Origin of the sequence: Halanaerobium sp. ST460_2HS_T2, from assembly GCF_003337665.1 — a bacterium.
Taxonomy (GTDB): domain Bacteria; phylum Bacillota; class Halanaerobiia; order Halanaerobiales; family Halanaerobiaceae; genus Halanaerobium; species Halanaerobium kushneri.
Map to the genome: position 1 here is coordinate 92,553 of NZ_QPJF01000009.1, position 12,076 is coordinate 104,628.

The 12,076-nt window shown below is 33.0% G+C and carries 8 protein-coding genes; 7 read left to right on the plus strand and 1 reads right to left on the minus strand.

Annotation, left to right across the window (positions count from 1 at the left end):
* The first annotated feature begins 168 nt into the window (after positions 1-168).
* The 3 genes from DFR80_RS06070 to DFR80_RS06080 all read left to right on the plus strand — a co-directional run bounded on the left by DFR80_RS06070 (position 169) and on the right by DFR80_RS06080 (position 5,685).
* Positions 169-1,230 (plus strand): lysylphosphatidylglycerol synthase transmembrane domain-containing protein, encoded by a 1,062-nt coding sequence (locus tag DFR80_RS06070; protein ID WP_076543369.1) that lies wholly within the window; start codon positions 169-171, stop codon positions 1,228-1,230.
* The gene (locus DFR80_RS06075; protein ID WP_076543370.1) at positions 1,217-3,436 is read left to right on the plus strand and encodes a glycosyltransferase; all 2,220 of its coding nucleotides are present in this window, start codon (positions 1,217-1,219) and stop codon (positions 3,434-3,436) included. The genes DFR80_RS06070 and DFR80_RS06075 overlap by 14 nt, the downstream gene beginning before the upstream one ends.
* 62 nt (positions 3,437-3,498) lie before the next feature.
* Positions 3,499-5,685: an alpha-galactosidase gene (locus DFR80_RS06080; protein ID WP_076543371.1), complete on the plus strand. Its 2,187-nt coding sequence runs from the start codon at positions 3,499-3,501 to the stop codon at positions 5,683-5,685.
* A 92-nt stretch (positions 5,686-5,777) separates the two neighbouring features.
* Here the strand turns inward: DFR80_RS06080 and DFR80_RS06085 are convergent, their stop codons facing one another.
* Complete coding sequence (locus DFR80_RS06085) at positions 5,778-7,367, minus strand: DEAD/DEAH box helicase (protein WP_076543372.1); 1,590 nt, start codon at positions 7,365-7,367, stop codon at positions 5,778-5,780.
* 374 nt (positions 7,368-7,741) lie between these two features.
* Between DFR80_RS06085 and DFR80_RS06090 the strand changes: the two genes are divergently transcribed.
* The 4 genes from DFR80_RS06090 (at position 7,742) to DFR80_RS06105 (ending at position 11,938) form a co-directional block, all read left to right on the plus strand.
* On the plus strand, positions 7,742-8,542 hold the full coding sequence (locus DFR80_RS06090; RefSeq protein ID WP_076543373.1) for an alpha/beta hydrolase family protein: 801 nt from the start codon (positions 7,742-7,744) through the stop codon (positions 8,540-8,542).
* Between the two features lie 274 nt (positions 8,543-8,816).
* Positions 8,817-9,998: a glycine betaine/L-proline ABC transporter ATP-binding protein gene (locus tag DFR80_RS06095; RefSeq protein WP_199505788.1), complete on the plus strand. Its 1,182-nt coding sequence runs from the start codon at positions 8,817-8,819 to the stop codon at positions 9,996-9,998.
* A 76-nt stretch (positions 9,999-10,074) separates the two neighbouring features.
* Positions 10,075-11,013 (plus strand): ABC transporter substrate-binding protein, encoded by a 939-nt coding sequence (locus DFR80_RS06100; RefSeq protein WP_076543375.1) that lies wholly within the window; start codon positions 10,075-10,077, stop codon positions 11,011-11,013.
* A gap of 76 nt (positions 11,014-11,089) precedes the next feature.
* Complete coding sequence (locus DFR80_RS06105; RefSeq protein WP_076543376.1) at positions 11,090-11,938, plus strand: proline/glycine betaine ABC transporter permease; 849 nt, start codon at positions 11,090-11,092, stop codon at positions 11,936-11,938.
* The last annotated feature ends 138 nt before the right edge of the window (positions 11,939-12,076 follow it).

Genomic DNA, 12,076 nt, shown 5'->3' on the forward strand with positions numbered 1-12,076 from the left:
TATTTCTGTCGGATTTTTTCTTAAAAAATTTAACGAAATTTGTCAGATATCTTTTTTTACTTTCAGCTTTTCTTATAATATAATTGTTTTAGAGAAATTATATTAGGTATTTATATTTGAATTATTATGATTTAGTTAGATTATTAATTAATAGAAGGGAGAAATCAAATGTCAGATAAAAAGAATTTTGTAGATAAATATTTTAATATCAAAAATTCTCTTCTATATTTTGCTCTCTTTTTACTAATTTCAGCAGTTTCGCTGTATTATGTTAATAAAATATATTCTCAGGGGAGTAATTTAGATGTCTTATTTTCTTTTTCAACCAAGATTTTAATTTCCTTATTTACTCTGTTATTTTTCTATTTTATTTTTGATGGTTTAAGACTATATTTTGTCTTAAAAACTTTGAATGCCGGCATTTCATTCTGGAATGTTTATAAATTAGTTTTTATAAATATCTTTATTTCGAATATTACCCCACTTGCAACCGGAGGAGGTTTTGCTCAGGTTTATTTTCTGCAAAAGAAAGGAATTCCTCTAGGTAAATCTTCAGCAGCTGTTTTAATCAGAACTTTATTGTCAGCGACAATGTTATTTTTAAGTGTGCCACTGATTGTGTTTCGTAATCGCTCAATGCTCAATTTACTTCCAGGAGATTATATCTTTGTTTATCTGGGATTATTTCTGGCTTTATACATTCTGGTTTTTTATCTTTTGATTTTCAAACTAAGAACGATTATGAAAATAATTTATAAGTTTTTTTATTTTTTAAAGTCTAAACATCTGCTGACCAAAAAGCGTTTTAGAAAAATTACCAGATATATTTTTAAAAATCTGGAACTCTTTTCTGAAGATCTGGCATTTTTTATTCAGGGGAAGAAAATATATGTTTTTCTGTCTTTTTTATTTACAGTTATTTTTCTGCTGGCAGAGTTTTCTTTTTCTTATCTTATTTTGAAGGGTCTTGGATATGAAATTCATTTTTTTAGAATTTTAACTCTCCAGGTATTGGTTGTTTTTATTATGTACTTTGCTCCTACTCCAGGGGCAGCAGGAATTGCAGAAGGGGGTTATTCACTTCTGTTTTCCAAATTCGTTAATCAGAGTGATCTCTTTCCTCTATTATTTTATTGGAGATTTTTTAGCAAATATGTTGGTATTTTAATTGGAGTTTTTGTTTTTTTTCATTTAATTATTAGAGGGGGGATAGAAGTTGAAGAAGAGTAAAGTCTATATATTTATTTTGATAATAATTATCTTAATTTTATTTTCTTATAAAATCTATGTCCCTTATACAATTCAGGATTTTAATGCTGTAAATGTTAAGAATATGGATTTAATTAAAGATAATGTTGATCAAAAAAATTATTCTTTTGCTGTAGTTGGTAATATAGAAAATTCTATTTCTATTTTTGATAATCGAATTTTAGAAAAAATAAAGAAAGACAATGTGGATTTTATACTGTCAACTGGAAATAATTTGCGTGATGGAGATGAAACAAAATATAGAGTTTTTTATCGTACTCTGGGAAAAACAAATATTCCTTTTTTAACTGCAATTGGGAGCAGGGAAATGAGAGATGATGGGAATGAAAACTTTTATAAGTATTTTGGTCCCTTTTATTTTTCTTTTCAAATTGATAATTCTTATTTTATCTTTTTAGATACAACGGAAAATACAAATTTAAGCTGGCAGCAGCAGTGGCTGCAGAGTCAACTTGAGCGAGCAGTAAGTTATGATAAAAAGTTTGTTATAATGAATAAAACTCCGGTTAAAATTGATAATGAAATTCTTAAAGATGATGATGACTTTAAATATATTGAATCAGAAGATTTAAGGAATTTTTATCAGGATTTATTTAGTCGTTATAATGTGGACTCCGTTTTTTCCTCTAATATTGAAATATATCATCAGGAAGAAATTAAGGGGGTTGATTATTATATTAGTGGTGGTGCTGGTGGTGAGTTAATTTTTGATAATGATAATAGTTTTTATCACTACCTTTTAGTAAATGTATCAGATTCAGGAGTGGAAGTAAGTGTTGAGCGACTCGAAAATAACCCCAGTACTTTTTCGAAACTGCTTGTGAATATCTGGGTTGCACTGCAGTCGTTTTTTTATGCTAATTATATTAATATTTTAATTGTATTATTTATTGCTTTGACTGTTTTTTATATTCTGCATCGGGAGATTAATAAAGAGGTAGATTATTATCGTGATTTTGCCTATTCTAATAAAAAAATTAAGGAACAGAAACTGAAAATTGCGATGTTTACCAATAATTATTTTCCGGTCATTGGCGGTGTTCCAATTTCAATACAGAGACTGGCAAAAGCTCTGAGAAATAGAGGCCATCAGGTTAAAATTTTTGCTCCAGAGTATAAGGAACAGACTGAGGATGAAACCGATATAATTCGCTGTAATTCTATTTATTATTATGAAGAATCTGGGCTGGCTTTTCCAGTAACCAATATTTATTCACCGCAGATAAAAAAAGATTTTAAAGCGGGAAATTTTGATCTTGTTCACGCTCATCATCCCTTCTGGTTGGGAAATAAAGGGCGCAAACTTGCCGAAAAATTTAATCTTCCGCTTGCCTTTACCTATCACACTCGACTGGAAAAATACTCACATTATGTACCAAATATTTTATTCATGCGTAAGTTTTTTAAAAACAGACTTTCGCATTTTCTGATCAGAAATTTTGCCAATAATACAGATGCTGTTTTTGCTCCAACAGAATCAACTAAGGAATATCTGCGTAATGTTGGGGTTAGCAGATTTATTAAAGTGATGCCAACTGGAATAGATTTTGATCATTATAATTGCCCGGATGAAGTGATTAATAAATTGAGAAAAAAATTAATTGGTGACGCGGAGCAGCTTTTAATTTCAGTTTCCAGACTATCTAAAGAAAAGAATCTATATTTTCTTTTAAATGGTATTAAAACCTTAAAAGAAAAAAGTAATCTTAATTTTAAATTAATTATTATTGGCAGTGGTTCAGAAAAAGATAATATAGAAAGTTTTATTGAGGAGAATCAGCTGGAAAATGAGATTGAGCTTATTGGAGCTGTTGACTTTAGAGAAATGGCTAAATATTATTTGGCTGCAGATTTATTTGTTTTTGCTTCGACTACGGAAACTCAGGGTATGGTTTTACTAGAAGCAATGGCCGGTTATAATCCTGTAGTTGCTGTTAAATCGAGTGGAATAGATGATGTTATTAAAAATGATTATAATGGCTATAAAACGGAGGAAGACACAGATCAGTGGAGCAGTCGAATTATAGATATATTAAATAGTAATGATGATTTTGAAAAAACAGCTCAAAATGCAAGAGAAATGGCCGAAAGCTATTCTATTGATCAGATGGCTGAGACAGCAGAAGAACTTTATTGCAGAATCTTACAGCTAAAAAAATATCAGTGATTGTTACAATGAACTATACTAATTTAATCAAGCAGATTTAATCAAACAGGAGGTAATATGTGATGATTGATTTTTTTAAAGATAAAAATATTTTTCATTTACAGAATAAAGAAATCAGTTATGTAATAAAAATATTAAAAAATGGTCAGCTGGGCCATCTTTACTGGGGTAAAAAAATAAAAAAAGCAGAAAGACTGGAAAGATATAGTATCTCTCAACATCGTCCCTATGAGGCTTATGCAGTTAAAGAGGATACCGGTTTTATTCTGGAAAATATTGCACGGGAATATCCTTCTTTTGGTCAGTCAGATTTTAGAGAGCCTGCTTATCAAATTGAATCCGAATCTGGATCAATTATTGCTGATTTAAAATATAAAGATCATCGGATTTATGCAGGGAAGAAAAAATTAACCGGTTTACCTGCAACTTATGTAGAAAATGATGCAGAAGCAGAGAGCCTGGAAATAACTCTTTATGATCAAGTTTTGGATTTAGAAGTTATTTTAACTTATACAATTTTTAGGGATTATCCAGTTATTACTCGTTCAGCTCGCTTTATAAATAAAGGTAAGCAAAAAATTAATCTCAAAAGAGCTCTCTCGATGAGTATTGATTTTGAGAATAAAGATTTTGAGTTATTACAGCTATCCGGTGCCTGGGGCAGAGAAAGAGATATTATCCGCCGTCCACTAGAACAGGGGATAACCAGAGTTGACAGTAAAAGAGGAGGCAGCAGCCACCAGCAAAATCCTTTTGCTGCTTTAGTAGAACCAGCTGCTGATGAATACCAGGGTCAGGTTTATGGATTTAGTCTTGTATATTCTGCCAACTTTATTGCTCAGGCTGAAAGAAACCATTATGGAAAAACAAGATTTAATATGGGGATAAATCCCTTTAATTTTAATTGGCTGCTGGAAAGTGGTCAGAGTTTCCAGACTCCTGAGGTTGTAATGAATTATTCCGATCAGGGTTTAAATAAAATGTCACAGAATTATCATCAGCTTTTTAGGAGTCGCCTGGCCAGAGGTAAACACAGAGATAAAGAAAGGCCTGTATTAATCAATAACTGGGAGGGGACCTATTTTGATTTTGATGCTGCTAAAATCCTAGAAATGGCAGCAGCTGCTGCAGAAGTTGATATTGAACTTTTTGTGCTTGATGATGGCTGGTTTGGTAAGCGTAATGATGATACTTCTTCTCTGGGAGACTGGTATGTAAACAAAGAAAAGCTATCCGGTGGTCTCAAATATTTGGCAGCTGAAATCAATAAATTAGGAATGGATTTTGGTCTCTGGTTTGAACCGGAAATGATTTCTCCTGACAGTGATTTGTATCGTGAACATCCTGAATGGGCAATTCAGGTTGAAAATAGAGAATCCTCACTTTCGAGACAGCAGTTAATCCTGGATTTAAGTAGACAAGATGTTCAGAACTATATAATAAAAAGAGTATCTGCCGTTTTAAATAAAGCAAATATCAGCTATGTTAAATGGGATATGAATAGACCAATGACCGAATATGGATCCTTAGAGCTTGCTGCTGAGCGTCAACGCGAGTTAAATCACCGCTATATTCTGGGTTTATACAGAGTTTTAGAGGAGCTTAGAGCTGAATTCCCTGAAATTTTATTTGAAAGCTGTGCCGGTGGTGGAGGTCGTTTTGACCCGGGAATGCTCTATTATATGCCTCAAACCTGGACCAGTGATGATACAGATGCAGTAGAAAGATTAAAGATCCAGTATGGGACTTCAATCGTTTATCCAGCATCAGCAATGGGAGCTCATGTTTCTGCAGTACCCAACCATCAGGTGGAACGCAGCACCTCACTTAAGATGCGATATGATGTAGCAAGTTTTGGGAACTTAGGCTATGAGCTTGATATTACAAAATTAAACAAAGAGGAAATGGAAGCAGTAAAAAAACAGGTCAATCATTATAAAGATATCAGACGGCTGGTCCAGTTCGGTGATTTTTATCGTTTGAAAAGTCCTTTTGAGGGTAATTTTACTGCCTGGTCTTATGTTGGGCAGGAGAAAAAAGAGGTTTTAGCTGGATTTTATCAGGTGCTTGCTGCTCCGAACCCAAAAGAACAGTTTATAAAATTGAAAGGATTAAATGCTGATCAGGATTATAAAGATTTAGATAGTGGTAAGGTGTATGGTGGCGATGAATTAATGAATTATGGTCTTAAAATTCCATTTTTAAAATCGGATTTCACTTCTAAAATATGGAGATTTAAAGCTGTTTGAAAATTTACTTTATAGTAAAAAAAAGAGATACTTTGATTGCACAATCAAAGTATCTCTTTAAATAGTAAATGGTAATTAAATTATTTTTATAATTATTTAGATCTTGCAGCCTCAATATTGATTTTTGTTCCCTTGATATAATTGTCTTTCATAATTTGTAATACTTCATGTCCTTTTTCTCTGGGAACTTCAACAAAGGTAAAATTGTCATAAATATCAATTGCTCCAATTAGACCACCTGGCATTCCTGTTTCTCCAGCGATAGCACCTACAATATGGCGGGGTGATACTTTATCTTTTTTACCAATATTAATAAACAATCTAACCATCCCCGGTTCCGCTCCTGTATCACCAAAGCTCTGACCTGAATTTTCATTCTGGTCTTCTTCGTCTTCTCTTTCCATCGATTTTTTCATCAGGGCAGCAGCAATTTCTAGAGCAGAATACTGCTCGTCAATTAAGTCTTCAATTAATTCAATATATTTCCCTAAATCAGTTGAATCCATATAAGTACCCAATTCATCACTAAATTGCTCAAATTGAGCTGCTTCAATATCAGATTGAGAAGGAATTTCAGATCTTTTAATTTTTGATTGGGTGAATTTTTGAATATCTCTTAGTTTATAAATATCTTTTCCAACTACAAAGTTGTGAGCTTCACCACTTTTACCGGCTCTACCTGTACGACCAATTCTGTGGACATAATAATCAGTATCCTGTGGTAGATCATAATTAAATACTGCTTCCACATCATCTACATCGATTCCCCGGGCTGCGACATCAGTAGCTACCAGTATTTCAATAATTCCATTTCTAAATTTACCCATTACTCGATCACGCTGATTTTGATTTAAGCCACCATGAATAGCATCTGCAAGATATCCACGGGCCTGTAGTTTAATGTTTAATTCATCCACCATTTTTCTGGTATTACAGAAGACAATGGCCAGCTCAGGATTGCTTAAATCGAGAATTCTGGTTAAAGCTTTTAGTTTATCATGTCTTCTTATTTCATAATAATACTGGTCAATAGAAGGCACAGTTAATTTTTCGTGAGCAACTCTTAAAAATTCCGATTTTTTTTGATATTTTTTACTTAATCTCTTTATAGATTTTGGAATAGTTGCAGAAAAGAAGAGAGTCTGTCTCTCTTCGGGAATATCCCTTAATATAGTCTCAATATCATCAATAAAGCCCATATCAAGCATTACATCAGCCTCATCAAGGACAAAATAATCTATGTTATCAAGTTTTAAAGTTCCCCGACGAATGTGATCCATTACTCTTCCAGGTGTACCAATTACAATCTGAACCCCCTTATTTAAGGCTTTAATCTGACGGCCAATGGACTGCCCACCATAAACAGGGAGAGTATAAATTCTGTTTTTGTATTTTGCCAGTCTTTTTAATTCTTCCGATACCTGTATAGCCAGTTCTCTTGTTGGACAGAGAATAATTGCCTGAGGATTTTTATTTTCAGCATCCATTTCCTCCAGGAGGGGAATACCAAAGGCAGCTGTTTTACCAGTCCCTGTCTGAGCCTGTCCTACAATATCTTTACCATCAAGAACAGCTGGAATAGCATTTGTCTGAATAGGAGTTGTTTCTTCAAAACCCATTTCTTCAACTGCTTTTAAAATCTCGTCTGATACATTCAATTCATTAAATTTAATCTTTTGCAAATTTACTTCCACTTCCTTTTTTAATTATATTCTTATACTAAACCTACCAACTATGCCATTTTCTTAACAAATAATACTGCATCCGGTTGATAAATTTATTCTTATAGGTAGATACTAAAAAACCCCGACTACAAACATATAGTCAGGGCTTAGTTGCTATATTATCTATTAAGTTGTAAAACACTAATTTTTTAGTCAGCTTTCTTAGTATAACCCAGTCTGAAGCTAAAGTCAAATTTTAAGTGATAGTATAAATTTTTTTCTGCTGCAGCCGGGATTAAAAATAATTCATATCAAATATAAAAATTTATAAGCAGGATTATTTAAAGTTTAGAATAATTATATTAATAAATAGTCTGAATAGGAGGATTTATATGGCACTTTTAGAAATGAACTTGTTTAGCGATAGTCTAGGTATGGCTTCTTCGGTTAATATAATTTTACCTGAGATCCTAAAAAAATCTATTAAATCAGAGCAAGATGAGAGAAGAGATTTTAAGACAGAATATCCTGTATTGTATTTATTACACGGGCTTTCAGATGATCATACGAGCTGGATACGCAGAAGTTCTATTGAACGTTATGCAGAAAATGCCGGGCTGGCAGTTATTATGCCTGCGGTTCACAGAAGCTTTTATACCGATATGGCACAGGGACAAGATTACTTTACTTATGTTAGTCAGGAACTTCCCAGAAAGTTAGAAAAAATATTTCCGCTGACAACTAAAAGAGAAGAGACTTTTATAGCAGGCCTCTCCATGGGGGGATATGGTGCTTTTAAACTGGCTTTGAATTTTCCAGAGAAATTTGCTGCTGCTGCCAGTTTATCTGGTGCTTTAAATATCGGCGAACATGTTACCAGTAAAACTGAGGCAGGAGAACTTTACGAAGAATTCAAGTGGATTTTTGGAGATTTAGAGAAAGTTAAAAATTCAAAACACGATTTATTTTATCTTCTTAAAAGATTAAAAGGCAGACAGGCTGAGATTCCCGAATTATATCAGTGCTGTGGTACTGAAGATTTTTTATATCAGGATAATCTAAAATTCAAAAAATTCTGCAGTAAAAATAATATAAAATTAAAATATGAAGAAGAGAAAGCTGACCATGAATGGTGGTACTGGGATAAAAAAATTAAATCGGTAATTGACTGGCTGCCTGTAAAAAGTAAATAGTAAATTAAACTAAGTAGTAAATAAAGTATAAATTTAATGACAATTTTTAATTTAGATATCAGTTTGACAGACTGGAGTTAGTTTGTTATTCTTGTTAAGGAGTTGAGCAAGCGGGTTGAATTTATCCCGCCTTATTATCAGAGTTATTAGCTTGCTGATAATAATAAATTAACATTAATTTAATTATATGGTTTAGGATTTGTTCCCTGAGAACACTTTCTAAACCTTTTTTAATGCCAGTAAATTTATGGCAAAAACAAATAAAGAGGTGAAAATATTGAAGATAAAAGCGGAAAATCTCTATAAAATATTTGACGGTAAAGGTCAAAAAGAGATCGAAATGCTGAAATCGGGTAAAAGCAAAGATGATATTTTAGAAAAAACTGGGGCTACTGTTGGAATCAATAATGCCAGTTTTGAAGTAGAAGAAGGCGAAATATTTGTGATTATGGGACTTTCCGGTAGTGGTAAATCGACTCTATTGAGAACCTTAAACCGCCTGGTGGAGCCTACTGCCGGTAGTGTAGAAATTGATAATACAAATATTATGGATTTAAATAAAGATCAATTACGTGAATTTAGAAAAGAAAAGTTTGGTATGGTTTTTCAAAACTTTGCTCTTTTTCCCTACCGTACTGTTTTAGAAAATGCAGAATTCGGTTTAGAAATACAGGGAATGGATAAAGATAAAAGAAGAGAGAAAGCAATGACTGCTCTTAAACAGGTCGGTCTGGAAGGGTACGAAGATCAAAAACCTGATCAGCTAAGTGGTGGAATGCAGCAAAGAGTTGGGCTTGCAAGAGCTCTAGCTGTTGATACAGATATTTTACTAATGGATGAGCCATTTAGTGCTTTAGATCCGCTGATCAAAAAAGATATGCAGGATAAACTTTTAGATTTATATGAACATATAGATAAAACCATTATTTTTATTACTCATGATCTTGATGAAGCATTAAAATTGGGAGATAGAATTGCGATTATGAAGGATGGAGAAATTGTTCAGGTTGGTAATCATGAAGAAATTTTAACCAATGCTGAAAATGATTATGTAGCAGAATTTGTTCAGGATGTTAATCGTTCTCGAGTTCTGACAGCAGAAGATATTATGGACAAGCCAGAAGCTGTTCTCTATCAACAGGATGGCTTAAGGACTGCACTCCATAAAATGAGACATAACGAACTGGGTAGTATTTTTGTGCTTGGTAAAAATAGAAGATATAGAGGGATTGTTACGATAGAGGATGTTGTCGAGTCTTTAAATAAAGATAAAGAAAATCTTACGGAAATAATTAAAGAAGTTCCAATAGCACAACCTGAGGAAAGTGTTAATGACTTATTTTCAAAAATTGCTGATATAAATACACCTTTACCGGTCCTTGATGAAAATAAAAAGTTAAAAGGTATAATTGTAAAAACACATGTTGTAGCAAATCTAGCTGCAGAAAATGTTTAAATTTAATTAAGTAAATTTTTATTATATAATTTTCTTTAAGTTAAATTAATTAAATAATATCTCTGGAGGGATATAAATGTACAAGACAAAATTAATTTCAACTTTACTAATCGTTCTACTAGGATTTGGAGTATTTGCTGCAGTACCACAGGTTCAGGCAGCTGAGGATACAATCGATTTTGGTTATGTTCAGTGGCCTGGAGTTACAGTAAAAACCCATGTCGCAGCAAAAGTTGCTGAGTACTTAGGTTATGATACTAAAATGACAGCAGCTCCAGAAACAGTTATCTTTAAGAGTTTAGAAAATAAAGATCTTGATGTGTTTTTAGGTAACTGGCTGCCCACAATGGAAAAAACTTATAGTGAATATCAGAAAAAAGGTGTAGTTCATAATGTTCGAGTTAATCTAGAGGATGTTGTCTATAGAACTGCTGTACCGGAATATGTTTATGAAGCAGGAGTTAAATCGTTAGCAGATTTAAAAGAGTATGCTGATAAATTTGACAGTAAGATTTATGGTCTTGAACCAGGTAATGCCGGAAATATTGTAATTCAGGATGCCATTAAAAATAATAAATATGGTTTAAAAGACTGGACTTTACAATCCAGTTCTACAGCTGGCATGCTTTCTGCAGTTCAGAGAGCAGTTAACAGTAAAGAGTGGATTGCTTTTAACGGTTGGAAACCTCATTATATGAATTTGATGTTTGATATTAAATATCTCGAAGATCCCGAAGGTATCTGGGGAGAAAGTGACAGTGTTTATACTGTAGCACGAGAGGGATATCAGGATGAAAATCCGAATTTCTATAAGTTCTTAAAACAATTTACCGTAACAGCACCTATTCAAAATAAGTGGATTGACGAATATCAAAATAAAGACCGAGATCCTGAAGCTGTAGCTGAAGACTGGATTGCCAATAATTTAGATATTGTCAATCAGTGGGTATTTGGAGTTAAGAGTACTGATGGAAGAATGGGCAGAAAAGCAATAGCTGAAATAGTAAATAATTAAATTAAATAAAAATGATTCTAATCTAAAAAACTGGTGGTGTCATAATATGATGCCGCCAGTAAAAATTTAATAAAGGATGGTGATTATTATTAACAGTATTATTGAACTCTTTACAACAAAAATTCCTCTGGGGAACTGGGTAGAAAATTTGGTTAATTTTTTAATAAATAATTTTAGTGGTCCTTTAAATACATTTTCATCATTAATTGAATCAATAGTAGGTGGAGTGGAAGTAGTGCTTGCTTTTCCTCATCCACTGGTTTTAATTGCAATTTTTGCTGCAGCAGCCTGGAAGCTTAAAGGGAAAAGACTGGCAGTGTTTGTAGCTTTAGGATTGGGTCTTGTATTGAATATAGAAATGTGGGATCCGCTGGTTATTACTTTGGCTTCAATAATTACTTCTGTCTTGGTGGCTCTTGTAATTGGAATTCCAGTTGGAATAATTAAAGCTCATAATAAATGGGTGGATTTAATAACTCGCCCTATACTGGACTTTATGCAGACAATTCCACCTTTTGTTTATTTAATTCCTGCTCTAATGTTTTTTGGTCTTGGTAATGTATCAGGAGTAATTGCTACTGTAGTTTTTGCAATTGCACCTCCTATAAGATTAACCTATCTCGGGATAAAACAGGTAGATGAAGAATTAGAAGAAGCCGGTCATGCATTTGGGGCAAACTGGTGGCAGATTTTATTTAAAATTGAACTACCGGGGGCAATGCCATCAATAATGATGGGGATTAATCAGTGTATTATGCTCTCACTTTCAATGGTAGTTATTGCAGCCATGATTGGAGCCGGTGGTCTGGGAAAACCAGTGTTAAGATCTCTTAATGTTGTTGATATTGGACTTGGTTTTGAAGCAGGTCTCGGAGTAGTAATTATTGCTATGGTTCTGGATAGAATGTTTGGTAGGGACTCATAATCGAAGATAAGAAATGTTATTATAATTAAAATTATTACTTAGATAAGCGAATTTCATAAAAATAAGCCTTGATATAACAAAGATTTTAATGATATAGAAAGGGCTTCACCCCATTCTTGTCGAATTAAATAGTAGCAC

What these genes read in the sequence shown, in the direction of transcription:
- DFR80_RS06070 (WP_076543369.1), top strand. Translation starts at nt 169, where the DNA reads ATGTCAGATAAAAAGAATTTTGTAGATAAATATTTTAATATCAAAAAT.
- DFR80_RS06080 (WP_076543371.1), top strand. Translation starts at nt 3,499, where the DNA reads ATGATTGATTTTTTTAAAGATAAAAATATTTTTCATTTACAGAATAAA.
- DFR80_RS06090 (WP_076543373.1), top strand. Translation starts at nt 7,742, where the DNA reads ATGGCACTTTTAGAAATGAACTTGTTTAGCGATAGTCTAGGTATGGCT.
- DFR80_RS06100 (WP_076543375.1), top strand. Translation starts at nt 10,075, where the DNA reads ATGTACAAGACAAAATTAATTTCAACTTTACTAATCGTTCTACTAGGA.
- DFR80_RS06105 (WP_076543376.1), top strand. Translation starts at nt 11,090, where the DNA reads ATGGTGATTATTATTAACAGTATTATTGAACTCTTTACAACAAAAATT.